This window comes from Rhodopseudomonas sp. P2A-2r, assembly GCF_026015985.1.
In the GTDB taxonomy this organism is placed as follows: domain Bacteria; phylum Pseudomonadota; class Alphaproteobacteria; order Rhizobiales; family Xanthobacteraceae; genus Tardiphaga.
Genome location: NZ_CP110389.1, coordinates 3475638 through 3495527, shown reverse-complemented (window position 1 = coordinate 3495527; position 19890 = coordinate 3475638). Strand labels below are relative to the sequence as shown.

Sequence of the window (19890 nt, the reverse complement as noted above, 5' to 3'; positions counted from 1 at the left end):
TGGGTCGTTGAACGTACCTTCGCCTGGCTCCGGCAAGCCCGGAGCGTCTTAGAGCCTGTCTCGCCAAGGCTGCGACCCGCGGCGGCAGGATATCGATCAACATGGCGCGCCCCGACGAAAGCGAGGCGCTCAGGATGATGCGCAGCGACGGTAACGTGCGCAAAATAGCGGGCTGCCCGCCGTCGCTCCCGTTCACTTTATGATCGGACCTCCGTTGATATCTCCACCGCTTCCATCCCGTTCATCCAAGATATGGCCCTGGATCAAGCACATCGTCCTGGGTCTGCTTCTGCTCATGGCGCTGCTTGTTGCCACCGGCGCCGCATATGAGGCGCTTTCGCGGTATCACGCCGTGGCGAAATATCCCCCACCGGGCAAGCCGGTAGATATTGGCGGGCGCAAGACGCATCTGGACTGCCGCGGGAACGGATTCCCGACAGTGATTTTCGAGGCTGGGCTGGATCTTTCCGGTTCGCTGTCCTGGACGAAGGTGCATGACGCCGTTGCTGGCGTTACGCGCGCTTGTGCCTATGACCGCGCCGGGATCATGTGGAGCGATCCAAAGGCCACACCACAACATGCCGATTCCGTCGCGGACGATCTCAATGCGACCCTGATGGCGGCTGGAGAGAAGGGGCCGTTTGTTCTGGTCGCGCATTCCATCGGCGGGCCCTACGCCTTGTCCTATACCAGAAAATTTGGTGATCAGGTCGCCGGGCTAGTGTTCGTCGATACCTCCCATCCCGATCAGGATGCCAGGCTGGCCGAGGAGGTGAAGCCGAAAGCGGATCATAGCGCTGAAGCCATGAAGAGTGTGATGAACTTGTCATGGACGGGGATCATCCGCCTGACAATGCCGTCAGAAGGGCCGCCAAATGTCCCTGCAAGCGTCACCCAGATGACAAACGCCTATTCCAGTACATCATTTGCAGGAGCGCTCTCGGAGATGGAGGGCCTTGATCGGACCAAAGCCGAAGGGCGTATTTCACGCGCACTGGGCGACCGCCCTCTAATTGTCCTTACGGCGATGGCACCGCTCACTGCGGCGACGCTGAAGAGTCAAAACATGACGAAGCAGGAAGATGTCCTGCAACGAGGCGTTTGGCAAAAACTGCAGCAGGACGAAGCCTCGTGGTCGACACGCGGTCGACAAGTGCTGGTGCCCGACGCCAGCCATTATATCCAGTTCGACCGGCCCGATATCGTGATCGATGCGATCCGTGATGTCGTGGACACCGTGCGCTCGGACGCAAAAGTCGATGATCGCAGCGCAAGACTATTGGGGCTACCCCAACGCGCAGCTTGGTGATGATGTTCGCCTTGATGGCTTTGCCAGCAACAATCGCTTCTTCGGCACCAGGCAAAGGCCAAACGGTTTCGGGAAGCCGGCGTTACCGGGCGCTGATGGCATCGATCGAAGCTGTCCGTTGCACCGGTCCCGCATCGTTTTTATTTGAATTTCAGGCGGTTACGTCCGGCGACCCGGGGCTGCGCCGGGCCTAGACAGCGACAAAAGCCTTGCTTTTTGCCCCTGCGCTCATGGTAGAACGCGGCCTCAGCTTCACCCGGCGCCGTCCAACGTTGCGCCCGATCCGCCACTTGAGACGCAGAGCTCCCCGAGCCCGGGCTTTTCAAGCCCACCCGCCGAACACTGCGCGAAGTCGGTTGATTGCCCAAGAGATCATCTAAGGATCATTCATGCCCGAAGTCATTTTCACCGGCCCTGCCGGCCGCATCGAAGGCCGCTATCATCCTGCCAAGCAGAAGAACGCGCCGATCGCCATGGTGCTGCACCCGCATCCGCAGTTCGCCGGCACCATGAACCACCAGATCATCTACCAGTGCTATTACGCCTTCGTGCATCGCGGCTTCTCGGTGCTGCGCTTCAATTTCCGCGGCGTCGGCCGCAGCCAGGGTTCGTTCGACCACGGCACCGGCGAATTGTCGGATGCGGCGGCGGCGCTCGACTGGGCACAGACAATCAATCCCGAAGCCCGCGCCTGCTGGGTCGCCGGTTTCTCGTTCGGCGCCTGGATCGGCATGCAGCTTCTGATGCGCCGCCCCGAGGTCGAAGGCTTCATCTCGATCGCGCCGCCGGCCAACCTCTATGACTTCTCGTTCCTGGCGCCCTGCCCGTCCTCGGGCCTGATCGTCCATGGCGAGAAGGACGCGGTGGTGCCGCCCAAGGACGTCAACACCCTGGTCGAGAAGTTGAAGACCCAAAAGGGCATCGTCATCGACCAGCACATCATCCCCGGCGCCAACCACTTCTTCGACGGCAAACTGCAGCCGCTGATGGAATCGGTCACCGGCTATCTCGACATGCGGCTCGCCAACGTCCGCTGATCGTTGGACGTCGGCCGGTCCGGTGCGCTCTACGCCGCCAGCTTCAGCAGATGGGCGTCGTAGCGTAGCAGGAAGGCGTACAGCAATTCGGGATACTCCGCCGGCACCGCAGCCTTGACACTCGGACGCAGCGCAAGCTGCGTTCGCCAGGCGCGCAATTTCGGAGTGTCGGAAAAGATCCGCAGATCGCTGAGACGATCAAACACCTCGAAATAACGAAAGATTGGCGCGAACACTGCATCGACGAGGCTGAAGGCAGCGCCGGCAAAATAAGGCCCCGTTCCAAGCGCGGCCTCGACGCGCGCGAATTTTGCGGCAACCGCCAGCCGCTTGGTTTCGAACACCGCCGCGTCGGCCGTGGTTTCCAGACCCCAGACATCGCCCAGGATCGACGATCCGAACTCCATCCAAGCGCGATGCTGCGCGCGTTCCAGTGCATCCTGCGGATGCAGCTTCGGCCCGCTGAACGCCTCATCGATATATTCGCAGATCACGTTGCTCTCAAATAGCACAGCGTCGCCCGTCCCGCTCGATACCTGAAGCACGGGCACCTTGCCGAGCGGCGACATTGCCAGAAACCAGTCCGGCTTGGCGGCGAGATCGATATCGATCCGCTCGAAAGCCACGCCTTTTTCGCCAAGCGCGATCGCGGCGCGCTGCACGTAGGGACACAGTTTGTGGCTGATCAGTTTGAGCTGCTGCGTCATGACTTTTCCCCGGGGTGATCCAGAGCGCCCATGTACATGCAGTTGCATTAATCCGTCAAGATAAATGCACTTGCATGAATTATCTGTGGTCGGGGATCCGGGTCAGGCAGCCGACACCAACACCCCGCCCCTCATCGGGATCGGCACCCCGGTGGTGGCGGGATAGCTGAGCGGCAGGCCTTTCAGGCCGCGCGCCGCGAGGAAGCCGAACGCCTGCGCCTCCATGGCATCGGCGGACCACCCCAGCGCCCCGGCGGCCTCGACGGTTGCTGGCGCCAGTTTCTCGCGCAACATGCGGAGCATCGTCAGGTTCCGCGCCCCGCCGCCGGTGACGATCCAGCTTGCCGGCGGCCGAGGCAGCAGCGGCACAATGCTGGCGATGGCTGCGGCGGTGAAGGCCGTCAGCGTGGCAGCCCCGTCAGCCGGTATCATGTTGCTCAGCGGAAGCGCGGCAAAATCGTTGCGATCGAGCGATTTTGGCGGCGGCGCGGAAAAGAACGGCAGTTGTAGCCCGCGTGCCACCCATGCGTCGTCGACCTGGCCTTGCGCGGCCAGCTTGCCTTCGCCATCAAACGGCTGACCGCTGGTGCGCAGCATGAAGTCGTCGATCAGCGCATTTCCCGGACCGGTATCACAGGCGATCAGCAGGTCGTCGCCGTCGATATAAGTGATGTTGGAGACGCCACCGATATTGACCACCACGATGGGTCCTTCGCGTCCCAGGGCCTGCGCCAGCGCCCGGTGATACACCGGCACGAACGGGGCGCCCTGCCCGCCGGCGGCGACATCGGCGGCGCGAAAATCATGCATCACGGGAATATGGATCGCCCGCGCCAAGGCCGCGCCGTCGCCGATCTGCACCGTCAGCCGCTCGGCCGGGCGGTGCAGCACGGTCTGGCCGTGAAATCCGACGATATCGACATTTTCACGGGCGATGCCGTTGTCCGCCAGAAACCCGGCCATGGCCTCGGCATGCGCCGCCGTCACCACCTGTTCGGCCTCGGCCAGAATGCCCGGCCGCGCGTGGCGGTCCGACAGTTGCACCGCTTCCGCCAGCGCCTGGCGCAGCACGGCCCGTTCGGCATCGGAATATGCCCGGTAGCCGGAGGGGCCGAACGCGCCAACGCGATGACCATCGGTCTCGATCAAGGCAATATCGACCCCGTCCAGCGAGGTCCCGCTCATCAGCCCGATGGTGGTCAGCATGGTCGGCACGGCCAAGGTCCTCTGCGGTCAAACTTGTATCGTATGGCCCGATCTTATAATGCCACACGGCGCCTCCCGGTCGGGCGGACGCCGATCCCGGCGCACCGCCAATCTGTCGAGTCAGCGTAAAAATATCATGATCAGAGTCTTCAGCCGATGACCGCATTTAAATCAGACTTCCTGAACGTGCTGCAGAGCCGCGGCTTCATCCACCAGATCTCCGATCCGCAGGCGCTCGACGCCGCCTGCGCCAAGGGTCCGGTCACGGCCTATGTCGGCTATGACGCCACGGCGACCTCGCTGCACATCGGCAATCTGATTTCGGTGACCATGCTGCATTGGTTCCAGGAGACCGGAAACCGACCGATCACCCTGATGGGCGGTGGCACCTCAATGGTTGGCGACCCCTCGTTCCGCGACGACCAGCGGTCGCTGCTCACGGTCGAAAAGATCGCGGAGAACATCGAAGGCATCAAAAAAATATTCGGCAAGATGCTGCGCTACGGCGACGGCCCGACCGACGCATTGATGGTCAACAATGCCGACTGGCTGCTGAAGCTGAACTACGTCGAATTCCTGCGCGACGTCGGTCGGCACTTCTCGGTCAACCGCATGCTCGCCTTCGACAGCGTCAAGCTGCGGCTCGACCGCGACCAGTCGCTGTCCTTCCTCGAATTCAACTACATGATCATGCAGGGCTACGACTTCACCGAGCTCAACCGGCGCTACGGCTGCACGCTGCAGATGGGCGGCTCCGACCAGTGGGGCAACATCATCAACGGCGTCGATCTCAGCCATCGCATGGGCGGCCCGCAGCTCTACGCGCTGACTACGCCGCTGCTCACCAAATCCTCCGGCGAGAAGATGGGCAAGTCGGCCACCGGTGCGGTATGGCTCAATGGCGACCTCTTCAGCCCCTATGATTTCTGGCAGTACTTCCGCAACACCGAAGACGACGACGTGGGCCGGTTCCTGAAGATCTTCACCCGCCTGCCGCTCGACGAGATTGCCCGGCTGGAAAAGCTCGGCGGCGCCGAGATCAACGAAGCCAAGAAGATCCTGGCGACCGAGGCCACGGCCATCGTGCACGGCCGCGAGGCGGCCGACGCGGCCAACGAGACGGCGCGGAAAACCTTCGAGGAAGGTTCGATTTCCGCGAGCCTGCCGACCATTGATATTCCGCAGGACGAACTTGCCGCCGGCATCGGCGTCCTCGCCGTTTTCGTCACTGCGGGGTTCGTCGCTTCCAACGGCGAGGCGCGGCGCCAGATCAAGGGCGGCGGGCTGCGCGTCAACGACGTGCCGGTCACCGACGAGAAGATGCTGCTGACACCGGCGCTGCTGACGCCGGAAGGCGTGATCAAGCTTTCGCTCGGCAAGAAAAAACACATCCTGCTCAAGCCTGCATAGGCCCATTCGCCTGGCGCACTGTTCACGGCTGTCGAAACGCGCTCCACCTGTGGGGCCATTCGCAAACGCCGTGAAGAGTCGCCCGATGGACCCGAAAGCCTCCCAGCGCACTGCGCTTGCCGTCCTCGGCGTCTGCTTCACGCTGTCGGTGCTCGGCCGCGGGCTGCAGGAGAGCTTCACGGTCTTCCTGCTGCCGATCTCGCAGGCTTTCAGCTGGGACCGCGGCGACGTGGTCTCGATCTATTCGCTGACCGCGCTTTGCGCCGGCCTTGCCTCGCCCCTGGTGGGACGGCTGTTCGATCGCTCCGGCCCGCGCGCAGTGTTCGCCACCGGCCTGGTGCTGATCGCCGGCGCCTTTCTGTCGGCCGCCTTTGCGCAACAGCTCTGGCAATTCCAGCTCAGCATCGGCGTGGCGCTCGGGTTCGGCGTGGCCTGCATCAGCAACGTGCCGAACTCGATCCTGCTCGGCCGCTGGTTCGGCAAACGGCTGCCGACCGCGATGGCAGTCGTGTACTCGGCAACCGGCGCCGGGGTTCTGATCATGCTACCGTTCGCCCAGATCCTGATCGACCGGTTCGGCTGGCGCGGCGCCTATCAGAGCTTCGGCTGGCTGGTGCTCGCGTTGCTGGTGCCGCTGCTGCTTCTGCCGTGGCGAACTTACGCGGGCGGCTCCGCACACCTGGAAAGGCCGGAGAGCCACGACCTGCCGGACGAAGGCTGGACGCTGCCGCGTGCGTTGCGCCATCACGCCTTCTGGGCGCTGTTTGCCACTTTCTTCTTTACCGCCATCGGGATGTACGCCATCTCGCCGCAGGTCGTCGCCTATCTGATCGATGCGGGCTTTCCGCCGCTGATATCGGCGACGGCCTGGGGCTTCAGCGGCGTGGTGCTGCTGTTCGGCATGCTCGGCATCAGCTGGCTCGACGGCATCATCGGCCGACGGCCCTCGGTGCTGTGCAGCTATGCCCTGTCGATCGTCGGCATCGTCATGCTGTGGCTGTTGCAGCGGTACCCGAATTACTGGCTGCTGACCGGCTTCGTCGTCTGCTTCGGCAGCATGATCGGCTCGCGCGGCCCGCTGCTTACCGCGACCGCCATGAAGATCTTTCGCGGCGAGCGGGTCGGCACGATCTACGGTGCCATCACCATCGGCAGCGGCCTCGGCTCGGCTTTCGGCTCCTGGAGCGGGGGCCTCATTCACGACTGGACTCAGAGCTACGATCTGCTCATCGCCTTCGCGCTGGTCAGCGTTGTGCTGGGCATGATTCCCTTCCTCGTCGTGCCGGCGCTGCGGCGCTGAGGCTGCATGGCTCCCGCGCGCCTTGCCCTGCCTCGCTCATCCTCTGGTCGCGAAGCTCCACCTTCACCATTAGTAAGGAGATTGCCGGTACTATCGGTTAGCAACTCTCTCGATCCGAGGTCTCTATGAATCTGCTCAGCCGTTTCAAGATCCGCACAAAGCTTGCTGGCATGGTCGCCGTTTCCGCGGTCGCGGTATGCGCCGTCATCGCTGTGGCCGCTTCGCTCAGCCAGAAGCGCATGATCGAAGATCGCATGGCGCAGCTTCATACGGCCGTCGACATGCTGGTCGGCATGGCCGAGACGCTTCAGGACGAGGTGACCGCCGGCAAAATGACGTTGGCCGATGCGCAGATGCAGTACCGCGCCCGCGGCAAGGGCATGTTCTTTGGCAACAAGCAGGGCTATCCCGTCGTCTATCGCGCGGATCAAACGATCCTGGTGAACTCCGCCAACCAAAAATTGCAGGACAAGATCACGGGCGCCACGGACTCAAACGGCGTCCTTATCGCCAAGGCGATCATGGATGCGGGGCGGCAGAGCGCGGAGGGCGGCACCGCCTACTATCTCTATCCCCGTCCGGGCCAGACGGAGCCGACCCGGAAGATGGTATTCGCGCGCTACTACGCGCCGTGGGATGTCACGGTCAGTGTCGGCCTCTATGTCGACGACCTCGATGCCGATGTTAACGCCCTGCTGATCAAGCTTGGCGCAATCGGTGCGGGCGTCATGGCCTTGATGGCGCTGATGTCATGGCTGATCGCCCGCGATGTTCTGGGCGCGCTGATGCGGCTGCAGCGACGCATGCAGAGCATCGCCACCGGCTCGCTCGAAACTGCCGTAGAGGAGACCGATCGCGGCGACGAGATCGGGCGGATGGCCGAGACGCTGGAGATGCTGCGCCAGACGGCGATGACCGCGCGCACGCTGGAGGCCGAGCAGAGCAAGCTGAAGCAACTGAGCGAGACCGAGAAGCGCGACGCGCTAATTGCGCTGGCCAACCGCTTCGACGCCTCGGTCGGTCAGTTGGTCGGGCTGATGGCTTCCGGCTCCACCGAACTGGAAGCCACCGCACAATCCATGACCAGCACCGCCGACCGCACCAATCAGCAGGCCAATGTCGTCAGCACCGCAGCGAACGAGGCCAGCAGCCGCGTCCAGACCGTCGCGTCCGCCGCGGAGGAACTATCGTCGTCGATCACCGAGATCAGCCGTCAGGTCGCGCAGTCCGCCAAGATCACCAGCCACGCCGTCGACAGTGCGCGTCGCACCGACACCATCGTGCGCGCTCTTGCCGACGGCGCGCAACAGATCGAACACGTGGTCGAACTGATCTCCAGCATCGCCGGCCAGACCAACCTGCTGGCGCTGAATGCCACCATCGAGGCGGCGCGCGCCGGCGAGGCTGGTCGCGGCTTTGCCGTCGTTGCATCCGAGGTGAAAAGCCTCGCCAGCCAGACTGCGGAAGCGACGAAGGAAATCAGCACCCGCATCGCCCAGATCCAGAGCGCCACCAAGGAAGCCGTCGATGCCATCCAGGGCATTACCGCGACCATCGAGGAGGTCAGCGCCATCGCCACGTCGATCGGCTCGGCGATCGAGGAACAAGGCTCCGCGACGGCAGAGATCGCCCGCAACGTGACACAGACCGCGCAGGCCACCCAGGAGGTCACCACCAACATCGGCGGCGTCAGCACCGCCGCCCACGAGACCGGGAGTGCCGCCGGCATGGTGTTGAGTGCCGCGACCGGCCTGTCGCGCCAGGCCGAGCAACTGTCCGGTGAGGTGAACACGTTCCTGGCCGGCGTGCGCGCCGCCTGACGCAACCCGCAGCAGCAGATCCGATAGCCGGCGCGGCCCTCAAGAACCGCGCCGGCTATCGTTACGTTCAATGGTCAGTTGTTGCCGGGTGAATTCGGGAATTCTACCGGATTGTTCTGCTTGCCGGTGCCGAACTCAAATATCTTGCGCAGCACGCCGGGCGCCATGGCAGAGATCGGATTGACGCGCAGCACCGGCTGGCCGGGCGTCCCGACCACTTCATAGGTCACGCCGATCAGCCCTTCATTGCTGCCGCCGCCGAGGAACAGGCCGACGATCGGGATCTGGCCGAACATGTTGTTCAGCCCGTACATCGGCACAAAGGTCCCGCTCATGCGAACCTGGTTGGCGGGATAGTCGATGCTGCCTTCGATGGTGGCGCCGATCGACGGGCCCTTGACGACGCCTTCCCGGATCGTGAGCTGTCCGTTCTGGCGGGTGAACTCGGCGCGCAGACGCGAGAAGCTGATGCCACCCTGCGAGGCCCCGGGCCCGCCGGCCGCGACGCGATCAAGCGACGCCTCGCCCTTGATGCTGAAGTCACGGACGTTGATCAGGCCCTCCTTGGGCCGGGAATCCGCAGCGGGCGGATCCATCGCCAGCGCCAGCTGTCCGCCGGTCATCTTGGCGTAGATGTCGTTAAAGCGGAAGAATGCGCCGGCGTCGTTGGTCTCGATATAGATGACGTCGCGGCCCTGCCCCTGGCCCCTGCCGCGCATGTCGCCGTTGAGCGGCGTATCGCGTCCCAGCTTGCCCGACAGTGTGAAACTCCGGATCGTTCCATTGCGGCGCGAGACCTTGGTATCGAGGCTGCGCACCGCCTCGCCGAAGAAGCCGGCAACGGCGCCGAGCTTCACATCGATGTCGAAATCGATGCTTTTGGTCTTGCTCTTGGGATCAGTCTCCTTGCCGGAAATTGCCGACTTCAGAAAGCCGCGGCCGTCGAACACGTCGCCGCGCATGGTCACCCGCAGCACGCCGTCGGGGCCGCGCTCGGCCTTCAGCGAAGTCTTGTCGCCTTCCGACGGCGCGTAGGTTGGAAAGTTCGCGCTGACCAGATCGCCGTTCTGGTCGATTTCGACCGCGCCCTTGATCTGCGCGCCACTGCCGTCGATCACGATATCCTCGAGCCGGGTCGACTGCTGTTTCTGCACGACGTTGAACACGGCGCGGCCGGCCTTGCCGGGCTGCTTGGCCCAGCCCGGCAGCATGTTGTCGAGCTTGAGGCCGGTAAGGTCGGCTTCGATGCCGAACTTGCTCTCGCGGTCGCCGCTGCCGATCTTGCCAATCAACTTGATCGGAATCGCGCCGCTGACGGCGGGGCCGAGATCGTAGCCGAGCCGAGCACGGCCGGCATCGTCCAGCGTCGCCAGCAGGCGGACGTCGGCATCGCCATCGTTCGATTTGCGATAGTCGAGCGACGCGGCCTGGCCATTGATCTTGACGTCACCCTTGACCTGATAGCCCTGATTGTTGGCCATGACCTTCAGCGTCGCGGCCTCGAGCTTCTGGTTCATCACCATTTTTTCGCCGGAAAACGCCGTGAGGTCGGCATTGATGCCGTAGGTGGTGTCGGTCTTGGTCAGCTCGCGCTTGATCGGCATGCCCAGCGTCACCTGCGCGGACACGTTCCCCTTGGTGGTGTTGGGATCGAGCAGGTTGCCCGTGAATTCATTGAGCCGGTCGGAGGCGAGGATTTCGGCCACCGCGGGGACAGGCCCGTCGATCTTGAACCGCACCTTGGCGGGCGAAGGCTTGGGGGCCATGTCAGGCACTTCGAAAACGATATCGCTCAGATTGAGCTTGCGGCCGGCGGGTGTGTCGATCCCCGCCTGCCCGATCGTCACGGTCGCGGTGCGGCCGGTGACGCGCGCCCTCAGGTCGGCGTCGCGAATCAACGGGAGGTCGTCGACCGGGCGCAGCGTCACGCCATTGGCCGTGATGGTCACCGAAAGACCGTCGTCCGGAATCGGCGGCCCCCTACGCGACAGATTGCGCACCGGCGAATTCACTCCGACCTCGATGCGCTGAAGCGCCCCCGCTCGACACGTTCGATCACCCATTCGCGCACCTCAGGCACGATCAGGATCGGCCACATGCGCTTAAGCGCCGACGCCGACATGGGTGTGCCGGCAAAGCCGAGCGTCAGCCGCGGCTCGCCGGCATAGTCGATACTGCCGGTGCCGGCGACGCCGATCTCGCCATTGCTGATGTCCGCCTGGGTCAGCAACACCCGCTTGTTATCAGTGTCGAAACGCAGGCCGATGGAGATGCGGTTGAAAATCAGGGGCTGTTCGCCCTCGGCGCCCGCGAGCACGATGGTGCCGCCGCTGAAGCCGAGCTGCCAGTTGGGAATGCTGTCGTTCGGCGGCTCCACATGCGCGAGCAGCGTGACGCGATTGGCGCCGGAAATGATCTTGAACGGCGCCAGCAGAACGCGACGGTTGGAATCCCATTCGACGTTGAACTCCCCTGATCGATCTGCATCGGATAGTCGGGAGTATCGTTGTCAATGATTGTACCGGCGCCCGCGGTGATCTTGCCCCGGAAATAGGTCGGCATGCCGTCGCGAGCGAGTTCGCCCTTGAGGTCTCCGGTCAATGGAAGGTCAGCACTGTAGGTCAGGTCCTTCAGCCGCAACGCCAGCAGGATGTTCCTGGCCGGCACGTTGTCAGCGTGAATGGCGACCGACCGCACGCCGTTCGATGGCGAGCCGACCACGACGCCGAGCTTCCACGGATGAGCGCCGGCCTCTCCCACGCTCATGGCGACACCGCCATCGTGCGGCCGTCGCAGGCTGAGCGAGATGTTATCGAAGTTCCATTTATTGCCGCGCTGCTGGTCGTCGACCACCAGGTTGCCGTTCTTCAAACCGATTTCATTGAGGTTCTGACCGTCGAGGCCGGTCAGGCTGAGGCTGTCGAGCCAGTCGAGGCCCGCGAGCAAACCGCTCACCGATTCCTTGCGGTCAGCGGGCGCGGTGCCGGGTGCGGATTTGATATCGGGCGCGCCTGCCGTCGGTGCGACCTCCTCCGGCGCTTGCCCCGGAGCAGCGGTGGGCGTATCGAGCCGGCGCGCCGAAGCCACGCCGGTCGCGATCGGACGCGCGTTGTCGCCGGTGGATACCGTGACCTGCCCATCCGGTGTGATTCGGACCGCCAGAACCGCATCGACCAGACTGAGGCTCTCGGCACGCAACTGCCCGACCAGCATGGCGCTCAGGGAAAGACGAACTTCCGCCTTCGGCGCGCTGGCAACAATGGCGTGGTCGCGATCCCTGACGACAATGTCGCGGATCCGCACGGCGACTCGGACGCGTCCTGCGCGCTCGATCTGGGTGCCGCCGACCTCGACGGTGTTGCCCTGACCGATATTGTCCTGGATGGCGTCGGCGAGCCAGGGCGTCGCCATGTCGAAATTGATGGGGCCAGCTCCGAGCCGCCACCACAGGGCGCCGAAACAGATCGCGATCAGCAAGATCAGGATGCCAACGACGCCCGCGAGCCGCTTCATCCACCGCGTTCCGGAGAACCAGCGATGAGATGCAGACAAGCCATCGCTTACACCGTGAATACGTGTGTTCGGTCCGGACAGCAGCCGACGCGCACGATGTCCGGCGGCCTCGTCATGGTCATGATCCCAGGAGGCATCATCCCATTGCGAGTGCGGATCATCGGCGCGCGGACTGAACGCTTGGGGCGGCTTATTCCTGGCCATTGCCTCTCGGTGCTGGCGCTGACGGTGAGATCGGTTGCCTCCGGATCTCGCGCTGATCGAACACCGACAGACACGCACCGGCATCGCTGCCAATCGGTTTGAGTTATCACTTGTCGTCGGATCGCTGCCGCATGTTCAGCACACGGAACGGGTGTTGCGTCGAATCCTTTGTAACCATACTCCGGGAGCAACAGATTTGCACCGCAGCGTCGGCTTGCTCCGAACGCTTGGCGCGTCTCTCAATATCATTCAACAATGACCCGCTGAAAGCGACGAAAGGAAGGCGTATGTCCACGAAATCGCGCAAGAATTCCTCCAAAGCCCCGACTGGCAAGGCGCCCCGCGCCGGAGCGAAAGCCGTCACCCGGAAGGCTGCGCCCGCTGCCAGCAAGGCTGCGGCAAAAAAGACCATGAAGAAAGCAGCCAAGCCTGCAGCAAAGGCCGCGCCGAAAGGTGCCGCGAAAAAATCAAAGGCGCCGGCGGCGAAATCCGCTCCAACCCCTGCGCGTTCCAAGACTGCGGCAACCAAGGCTACGGCAGCCAAGGTTGCGCCCAAACGCGCACCCGCGCCCAAGCCCGCCCAAGCTCCCGGTCGGGCGCCGGCCGCCACAGCTCCGGCTGTCGCCATCGAAGGCGCGCTTGCTCCGGCCTTCACCCTGCCGCGCGACGGTGGGGCGAGCGTGGCGCTGAGCGACTATACCGGCAGGAAGCTGGTGATCTTCTTTTACCCGCGCGCGAGTACGCCGGGATGTACGCGGGAGGCCATCGACTTCACCCGGCTGACCCCTGAGTTCAGTGCCGTCCAGACCGCCATCCTTGGCGTATCGGCCGACCCGTTGAAGGCTCAGGAATCCTTCCGCGACAAGCACGACCTGACAGTTCCGCTGTTGTCCGACGAAACCCACGCGATGCTCGAATCCTATGGCGCATGGGGCGAAAAATCCATGTACGGCAAGAGCTTCCAGGGCGTATTTCGCACCACGGTGCTGATCGGCAAGGACGGCAAGGTGGCGCGGATCTGGCGCAATGTGAAGGTCGACGGCCATGCCGAGGAGGTGCTCGAGGCGGCCCGCCAGATCTGAGCTTTTGAACGTTCTCATTCTCCAAAAATTAACCATGAGCGGTTCAAATCGCCCCCGTAATTGAGCCACCGGACTGTCTGTCCGGCTGGCGCGGGAGTGCTGATGTCGAACCGTTCCAGTCAATATGCCGAGTATCCGCAGCACCGCGCCCATGACCACGGACGACAGCCCGCCCGTCGGCCGGCGCCTGCCAAGGCGGCCACCATGCCGGCTCCACAGGACGGATATACCATCGCCCATGCGGGCAAGCAGGTCCGGATCGGACCGGTGCTGTTCTGGATTGTCGTCGGCACGGTGATCGTGCTGGGTGCCTGGTCGGCAGCGACGGCGACCTATTTTGCATTTCGCGACGACGTCCTGACCCGGCTGATCGCCCGTCAGGCCGAGATGCAATACGCCTACGAAGACCGCATCGCGGAACTGCGCGCGAAGGTCGATCGCACCACCAGCCGACAGTTGCTGGACCAGGAGCAGTTCGACCAGAAGCTCGATCAGGTGATGAAGCGCCAGACCACGCTGGAATCCCGCGCTACGGCGCTGGGCGCTATTCCCGATGTACTGGTCACCGGCTCGATCAAGCCGCAGGCGCGCGGCATCAGCGAGAGCAGTCCATCCGGCGTGCCAAAACCCTCCCCGATCAGTGACACCGTGACCTTCGTGGCGCCTCCGGATCGCGAGGCCCGGCTGGAATCCCGCACCCCGGCGATCGCCAGCCCGCAGCCCAACAAGTTCGCCAAGATCCAGGGCATCGACAATGTCATCGTACGGATGCAGGCCTCGCTCGATCAGGTGGAGGCGCGTCAGCTGGCTGCGCTCAGCGCCGTCGAAGAGACCATGGATTCCAAGGTCCGCCGCATGCGCGGCGCCATCTCGGATCTCGGCCTCAACATGGCGCAACTGGAAGCCGCCGTGCCCCGAGTCGCCATGGGCGGCCCGTATGTGCCGGTGAAGCTGGCAGCCGATGCCGGTCCGTTCGAGCGCCAGATCTACCGGGTCGCCACGACCCGCGCCCAGGTCGAGAAGCTGAACCGCACGCTGGCCCTGGTGCCCTATCGCAAGCCGGTGGTCGGCGAAGTCGAATTCACCTCCGGATTCGGCATCCGCAGCGATCCTTTCCTCGGCCGCCCGGCGATGCATACCGGCCTCGATTTTCGCGCCGCCACGGGCGACCCGATCCGGGCTACGGCCAACGGCCGCGTAACCTCCGCCGCCTATGCCGGCGGTTACGGCAAGATGGTCGAGATCGACCACGGCAACGGCCTCGCGACCCGCTACGGCCACATGTCCGAAATCCATGTCAAGGTTGGCGACACCATCAAGATTGGCCAGGTGATAGGCCTCGTCGGATCGACCGGCCGTTCCACCGGCTCGCATCTGCATTACGAGACCCGCATCGACGGCGAGGCAGTCGATCCGCAGAAATTCCTGCGCGCCGGCGTGCGGCTCGGCACCGGCTAGCCGCCGGCGCATGGCCATTGTTGCCCCGCCCCGATTGTGATTGAAGCGGCCCCAGCATTCCGAGAGGCCGCCTTGAAACTTCCACGACGCATCGGTCCCCGTTTTCCCCGCCTCGGTCGGTTTTGCTTCCGCGCGTCCAGGCGCGTGACCACATGGCTGATGACGCTGGCCGGGTTTCACGCCAACGATTCCAGTTTTACCGCGCGCCGCATCTCGGCAATCCGCGCCAAGCTGGCGCGCGGCGAAACGGTCTATCTAGCCGGTCTCGGGCTCCCAGGCACGCATAATTCAGGCGTGGCCCTCGTCGAAGTGACGCAGGCCCACGGCCCGCGTCTAATCGTCAACAACGAGGAAGAGCGGTTCTCCGGCGACAAGCACACGACCCAATATCCGCGCGCCGCACTGGACGCGTTGCGTGGCACCCTGCAGGAGATGGGCCGCGACATCGCGGACATCGATGCGTGGTTGACGAGCTGGGATTATCCCGACCTGCTCGGCACCCTGGTGCGCAGCGTTGTCGAGGAATTTCCGGAAAGCCTCAAACTGCTGCGCACCAGAAATTCCGTCAGCTTCGATGCGCGACGCCTTGAGCAGATGACACGGTCGCCCAAGCTGCTGCGCAAGCAATTCGGCCTCGCATCGCGCGTGCCGCTGCTGATGATGCCCCATCACGACAATCATGCGTGGTTTTCATTTGCGGCATCGCCCTTCCCCGACGACGAGCCGGTGGCGATTGCCGTCCTCGACGGCACCGGAGACCTCGGCTCCGTCTCGACCTACGTCGCGCAGCGCGGCACGATGCAAAAGCTGTTCTGCAATGACAGCGTGTTCGATTCACTCGGCGCCTTCTACAGCGTGATCTCTTCCACCCAGGGCGGCTGGACCTGGCTGTCCAGCGAAGGCCGCTACATGGGCGCCGCCGCCTGGGGCGACATGGATCGCGCGACCAATCCGTACTATGCCCGCCTGAAGGCGGTGCTCGACTTCGGCGCCGACGGCGCGATCCGGCTCAACCGCGCCATGGGCAACTGGTACTGCGACCCGTTCGACCATCCCTACAAGCAGCCGCTGATCGACATCCTCGGCGAGCCGCTGCGACCGGATCAGTTGTGGAATCCCGACGCCGTGCTGCGAGTCGAGGACATCCAGCACCGCCCGGATACCCAGGACCGGCTCGACAAGGCAGCGGCAACGCAACTGGTGTTCGAGGACGCCATGATCCATGTCGTCGATCACCTGCTGCGCGCGACCGGCGCGCGTCGTCTGGTGCTGACCGGCGGCGTCGCCTTGAACGCACTTGGCAACATGCGCCTGCTCGAACATTTCAACGCAGCCTGGTTCGCAAAAGCGCAGAAACGCGACGCCACGTTGCATCTGTGGGTGCCGCCGACACCGGGCGATCCCGGCGTCACGGTCGGCGCGGCCTGGATGTTCGCCCATCTGCTTGGCGCGCCGCGCGGCGCCCCCATGAGCCACGCCTTCTATTGCGGCGCGGCACCGGCACACAACGACGTCACGGCCGCCCTGGAAGCCGACGACATCGCTTCAATGCCGGTGGGCGACATCTCCACGCCGGACGGACTTCGCGATGTCGCCGACCTGATGGCTTTCATGGTGGCGCAGAGCGGCATCATTGCATTGTATCAGGGCGCGGCGGAAACCGGTCCGCGCGCGCTCGGCCATCGCTCGATCCTCGCCAATCCCTGCGATCCGCTGACCCGCGAACGCCTGAACGAACGCGTCAAATACCGCGAGGCGATCCGCCCGCTGGCGCCGATGGCGACGCTGGAAGCAGCGCTGGAATATTTCGAACTGCAGGACGGCGCGTCTGACGCCAACTACAACGCATATAACTACATGGTGCTGACGGCCCATGCGAAGGCCCACGCTCGGAAAACGATCCCCGCAGTAATCCATGCCGACGGAACCGGCCGCATCCAGATCGTTTGCGAAGAAGACGATCCCCTCACCCACGCTTATCTGAAAGCGCTGGGCCGCCACATCGGCGTGGAGCTCTCGGTCAACACCTCGTTCAATGTCGCCGGTCCGATCGCGCAGACGCCGGCACAAGCGGTGGACACATTACGCCGCTCTAAGGGACTGGACGTGGTGATATTAGTCGCCGACGACGGAACGGCGTTCGCCGCCTGGCATGGCGGCGAACGCGACAGTGGACGGTTTACGTCCTGGCTCGAAGAGTGGAAGCGCGCGCGCCCCTAGCGCGCCCTTGGCTCACTTCTTCAGGCAAAGTCCGACGGTGGGCGATGTCGCACACTTCATGCCATCAGGCGCGCCGCCGGCCGGGCAATAGACGGATGCCAGCGTCTCGTTGCTTTCGCATCCGACAGCCCCATCGGCCTGAACGACGCGAAGCGCAGTGTCGCCCTTCTCGCCTTTGTCACCCTTCTCACCCTTCTCACCCTTCTCGCCCTTCTCGCCCTTCTCACCGGGCATGCCTTGGGCACCTTGCGGGCCCTGCGCGCCGGCCTGGCCCTGCACGCCCGGAATGCCCTGCAGACCTTGCGCGCCCTGCGGACCGGCTGGGCCCTGCGCACCCGCGTCGCCCTTGGGACCGGCAGGTCCGGGATCGCGCCCGCAGCCAACCAGCAACAGCGAAAGACCGATGGCGAGTATTGGAAAAACTCTCATGACGCCCCCGTGATGATTGAATCTTGTCGTCGCACCATGCGACGCCAGTACAAGCCAGCGGCCCGCTGCGGGTTCCGGCCTGTCCATCATACCGGCGATGAGGTGGAAGAAAAGGCGGCGAAACAAGGTATTGCTGTCGCAACGCCGTCACACTGTCGCTGCGCTATTTCGACGTCTCGCTTTTGCGGCGCGATACGAGCTCAATCATCTTGCCTTCGTCTTCATCCGGCGCAAAAGCCTTGGCCTTGTCATAGGCTTGCACCGCAGCACGCCCCATCGGCGCATCCGGCAGCAGCGCCTCGGCCAGCGCAACCGCGTAGGCCGCATCCTTGTGGCGAAGCGCCGCGGTAAAGGTCGCGTCGGAAAAATTGCGCGCCACCATACGCGGCGCGTGACGCAAGACCTGCGGGCTCGCCGTGACGCCCTGGGCAATGCAGTCCAGCACCAGTGTCATGTCGAGCCCGGCCTGCTCGGCAATGGCGAGGCCTTCGGCCAGGCCAGCGATCTGGATGGCACCCATCAGGTTATTGATCAGCTTGTAGACGGTCCCCGCGCCGACTGGACCGAAATGCCGGATCGTCGAGCCGATCGGCGTCAGATATGGCCGCGCCAATGCCAGATCGGAGAGGTCCGCACCGACCAGCAAGGTCAGCGCTCCGCTGGCGGCGGCATCCGGCAGGCCGGTGACCGGGCTGTCGACGTAGACCAACCCGCGGGTGCGCAAATCGCGGCTGAGATCGAGCGCATGCTGATAGGACACGGTGGAGCACTCGATCGCCAGCGCACCCGGTCTTGCAGTGCGCGCTGCGCCATCGCTGCCGAGCCAAACCGTCTGTGACGCCTGATCGTCGGCCACCATGGTGACGATGGCGTCGGCCCCCTCGGCCGCATCCGCAGGCGAAGAGGCCCAGCGCGCACCGCGGGCAATCAGATCGCCTGCCTTGGCTTCGCTGCGATTCCAGATGGCAACATGGAAGCCGGCGTCGAGATAGCGGCCGGCCATGCCATGGCCCATGCGACCGAGACCAACGAACGCAACGCGCGCCACGACTAGTCCACGTCGTCGATGGCGCCGGCCCCCGGCGACGTGCCGAAGGCGCGCTGGGCCAGTGTCGCGGCCATGAACTCATCGAGATCGCCGTCCAGCACGCCGGACGTGTCCGAAGTCTGCACGCCGGTACGCAGGTCCTTCACCATCTGATAGGGCTGCAGCACGTACGAGCGGATCTGGTGGCCCCAGCCGATCTCGGTCTTGGCGGCCTGATCGGCGGCGGCCTGCGCCTCGCGCTTCTTCAGCTCGATCTCGTAGAGCCGCGCGCGCAGCATGTCCCAGGCCTGAGCCTTGTTCTTGTGCTGGGAGCGGCCGGCCTGACAGACCACGGCAACGCCCGACGGAATATGGGTGAGGCGCACCGCGGATTCGGTCTTGTTGACGTGCTGGCCGCCGGCCCCGCCCGACCGCATCGTATCGACGCGGACATCGGATTCGTTGATGTCGATCTTGATGGTGTTGTCGACCACCGGGAAGATCGCCACCGACGAGAACGAAGTGTGCCGCCGCGCATTGGAATCGAACGGCGAGATGCGCACCAGCCGATGAACGCCGGCCTCGGTCTTCAGCCAGCCATAGGCATTGTGGCCGGAGATCTGGATGGTCGCGGATTTGATACCGGCTTCTTCGCCCGCTGTCTCTTCGAGATATTCGACCTTGAAGCCGTGCTTCTCGGCCCAGCGCGTGTACATGCGCAGCAGGATATTGGCCCAGTCCTGGCTCTCGGTGCCGCCGGCTCCGGCGTGGACTTCGAGATAGGAGTCGAAGCGATCAGCCTCGCCGCCGAGCAGCGCTTCCAGCTCGCGTCGCGCGACTTCCTTCTTCAGGGCCCTCAGCGCGTTCTCGGCCTCGGTCACGACGCCTTCATCGCCCTCGGCCTCGCCGAGTTCGATCATCTCGACGTTGTCATCGAGCTCGCGCATGACGCGGCCGATGCCGGTGAGCGAATCCTCCAACGAGGTCCGCTCCTGCATCAGCTTCTGGGCTTTCTGGGGATCGTTCCAGAGGTTGGGATCTTCAGCGAGCTTGTTCAGCTCTTCGAGGCGTGCCGTGGATGCATCGACGTCAAAGATGCCTCCTCAGCAGCCCGACTGACTGCTTGATCTCTTCAACGAGGCGTTCGAATTCTGGGCGCATCTTGTCT

16 protein-coding genes are annotated in these 19890 nt (G+C 64.1%); 8 read left to right on the top strand and 8 right to left on the bottom strand.

The window, feature by feature from the left end; genetic code table 11:
- Nucleotides 1–295: 295 nt before the first annotated feature.
- Together ONR75_RS16835 and ONR75_RS16830 are read left to right on the top strand one after the other, a co-directional pair.
- Nucleotides 296–1309: an alpha/beta fold hydrolase gene (locus tag ONR75_RS16835; protein ID WP_265078283.1), complete on the top strand. Its 1014-nt coding sequence runs from the start codon at nt 296–298 to the stop codon at nt 1307–1309.
- A 389-nt stretch (nt 1310–1698) separates the two neighbouring features.
- Nucleotides 1699–2346, top strand: coding sequence for an alpha/beta hydrolase (locus ONR75_RS16830; protein ID WP_265078282.1), 648 nt, complete (start codon nt 1699–1701; stop codon nt 2344–2346).
- A 29-nt stretch (nt 2347–2375) separates the two neighbouring features.
- On the opposite strand, the gene ONR75_RS16825 is transcribed toward ONR75_RS16830, so the two are convergent.
- Together ONR75_RS16825 and ONR75_RS16820 are read right to left on the bottom strand one after the other, a co-directional pair.
- Nucleotides 2376–3053, bottom strand: coding sequence for a glutathione S-transferase family protein (locus ONR75_RS16825; RefSeq protein WP_265078281.1), 678 nt, complete (start codon nt 3051–3053; stop codon nt 2376–2378).
- Nucleotides 3054–3155: 102 nt separating this feature from the next.
- Nucleotides 3156–4259, bottom strand: coding sequence for an anhydro-N-acetylmuramic acid kinase (locus ONR75_RS16820; protein WP_265083693.1), 1104 nt, complete (start codon nt 4257–4259; stop codon nt 3156–3158).
- A 156-nt stretch (nt 4260–4415) separates the two neighbouring features.
- Between ONR75_RS16820 and tyrS the strand changes: the two genes are divergently transcribed.
- From tyrS to ONR75_RS16805, 3 genes are all read left to right on the top strand, one after another.
- Entirely contained in the window at nt 4416–5669 is a 1254-nt protein-coding gene (tyrS, locus tag ONR75_RS16815) for a tyrosine--tRNA ligase (RefSeq protein ID WP_265078280.1), read from the top strand.
- An 85-nt stretch (nt 5670–5754) separates the two neighbouring features.
- Nucleotides 5755–6969: an MFS transporter gene (locus ONR75_RS16810; RefSeq protein WP_265078279.1), complete on the top strand. Its 1215-nt coding sequence runs from the start codon at nt 5755–5757 to the stop codon at nt 6967–6969.
- A 125-nt stretch (nt 6970–7094) separates the two neighbouring features.
- Nucleotides 7095–8789, top strand: a complete 1695-nt coding sequence (locus tag ONR75_RS16805) for a methyl-accepting chemotaxis protein (RefSeq protein ID WP_265078278.1) — start codon at nt 7095–7097, stop codon at nt 8787–8789.
- A 74-nt stretch (nt 8790–8863) separates the two neighbouring features.
- Here ONR75_RS16805 and ONR75_RS32835 read toward each other — a convergent pair whose 3' ends face one another.
- The 3 genes from ONR75_RS32835 to ONR75_RS32825 are packed head-to-tail and all read right to left on the bottom strand — an operon-like array spanning nt 8864 to nt 12590.
- Nucleotides 8864–10801 carry a DUF3971 domain-containing protein gene (locus ONR75_RS32835; protein WP_413776354.1) on the bottom strand — a complete coding sequence of 646 codons (1938 nt, stop codon included), beginning with the start codon at nt 10799–10801 and terminating at the stop codon, nt 8864–8866.
- Nucleotides 10798–11106, bottom strand: coding sequence for a hypothetical protein (locus ONR75_RS32830; RefSeq protein ID WP_413776353.1), 309 nt, complete (start codon nt 11104–11106; stop codon nt 10798–10800). The genes ONR75_RS32835 and ONR75_RS32830 overlap by 4 nt, the downstream gene beginning before the upstream one ends.
- Nucleotides 11073–12590, bottom strand: a complete 1518-nt coding sequence (locus tag ONR75_RS32825) for a hypothetical protein (protein WP_413776352.1) — start codon at nt 12588–12590, stop codon at nt 11073–11075. The genes ONR75_RS32830 and ONR75_RS32825 overlap by 34 nt, the downstream gene beginning before the upstream one ends.
- A gap of 203 nt (nt 12591–12793) precedes the next feature.
- Between ONR75_RS32825 and ONR75_RS16795 the strand changes: the two genes are divergently transcribed.
- The 3 genes from ONR75_RS16795 to ONR75_RS16785 all read left to right on the top strand — a co-directional run bounded on the left by ONR75_RS16795 (nt 12794) and on the right by ONR75_RS16785 (nt 17266).
- Complete coding sequence (locus ONR75_RS16795) at nt 12794–13588, top strand: peroxiredoxin (protein WP_265083692.1); 795 nt, start codon at nt 12794–12796, stop codon at nt 13586–13588.
- A 102-nt stretch (nt 13589–13690) separates the two neighbouring features.
- Nucleotides 13691–15046, top strand: a complete 1356-nt coding sequence (locus ONR75_RS16790) for a M23 family metallopeptidase (protein WP_265078277.1) — start codon at nt 13691–13693, stop codon at nt 15044–15046.
- 144 nt (nt 15047–15190) lie between these two features.
- Nucleotides 15191–17266 (top strand): carbamoyltransferase C-terminal domain-containing protein, encoded by a 2076-nt coding sequence (locus ONR75_RS16785; RefSeq protein ID WP_265078276.1) that lies wholly within the window; start codon nt 15191–15193, stop codon nt 17264–17266.
- A 12-nt stretch (nt 17267–17278) separates the two neighbouring features.
- On the opposite strand, the gene ONR75_RS16780 is transcribed toward ONR75_RS16785, so the two are convergent.
- The 3 genes from ONR75_RS16780 to prfB form a co-directional block, all read right to left on the bottom strand.
- Entirely contained in the window at nt 17279–17695 is a 417-nt protein-coding gene (locus tag ONR75_RS16780; protein ID WP_265078275.1) for a collagen-like protein, read from the bottom strand.
- Nucleotides 17696–17858: 163 nt separating this feature from the next.
- Complete coding sequence (locus tag ONR75_RS16775; protein ID WP_265078274.1) at nt 17859–18743, bottom strand: NAD(P)-dependent oxidoreductase; 885 nt, start codon at nt 18741–18743, stop codon at nt 17859–17861.
- A 2-nt stretch (nt 18744–18745) separates the two neighbouring features.
- Nucleotides 18746–19883, bottom strand: a protein-coding gene (prfB, locus tag ONR75_RS16770; RefSeq protein ID WP_265078273.1) for a peptide chain release factor 2 whose coding sequence is annotated in 2 segments (ribosomal slippage) — nt 18746–19813 and nt 19815–19883 — 1137 coding nt in all. Because the reading frame shifts where the segments join, the coding sequence is not laid out codon by codon here.
- Nucleotides 19884–19890: the final 7 nt, after the last annotated feature.

Excerpts from the sequence above, each read along its gene's own strand:
- ONR75_RS16835 (WP_265078283.1), top strand. The coding sequence starts at position 296 with ATGGCGCTGCTTGTTGCCACCGGCGCCGCATATGAGGCGCTTTCGCGG.
- ONR75_RS16830 (WP_265078282.1), top strand. The coding sequence starts at position 1,699 with ATGCCCGAAGTCATTTTCACCGGCCCTGCCGGCCGCATCGAAGGCCGC.
- ONR75_RS16825 (WP_265078281.1), bottom strand. The coding sequence starts at position 3,053 with ATGACGCAGCAGCTCAAACTGATCAGCCACAAACTGTGTCCCTACGTG.
- ONR75_RS16820 (WP_265083693.1), bottom strand. The coding sequence starts at position 4,259 with ATGCTGACCACCATCGGGCTGATGAGCGGGACCTCGCTGGACGGGGTC.
- tyrS (WP_265078280.1), top strand. The coding sequence starts at position 4,416 with ATGACCGCATTTAAATCAGACTTCCTGAACGTGCTGCAGAGCCGCGGC.
- ONR75_RS16810 (WP_265078279.1), top strand. The coding sequence starts at position 5,755 with ATGGACCCGAAAGCCTCCCAGCGCACTGCGCTTGCCGTCCTCGGCGTC.
- ONR75_RS16805 (WP_265078278.1), top strand. The coding sequence starts at position 7,095 with ATGAATCTGCTCAGCCGTTTCAAGATCCGCACAAAGCTTGCTGGCATG.
- ONR75_RS32825 (WP_413776352.1), bottom strand. The coding sequence starts at position 12,590 with ATGCCGGTGCGTGTCTGTCGGTGTTCGATCAGCGCGAGATCCGGAGGC.
- ONR75_RS16795 (WP_265083692.1), top strand. The coding sequence starts at position 12,794 with ATGTCCACGAAATCGCGCAAGAATTCCTCCAAAGCCCCGACTGGCAAG.
- ONR75_RS16790 (WP_265078277.1), top strand. The coding sequence starts at position 13,691 with ATGTCGAACCGTTCCAGTCAATATGCCGAGTATCCGCAGCACCGCGCC.
- ONR75_RS16780 (WP_265078275.1), bottom strand. The coding sequence starts at position 17,695 with ATGAGAGTTTTTCCAATACTCGCCATCGGTCTTTCGCTGTTGCTGGTT.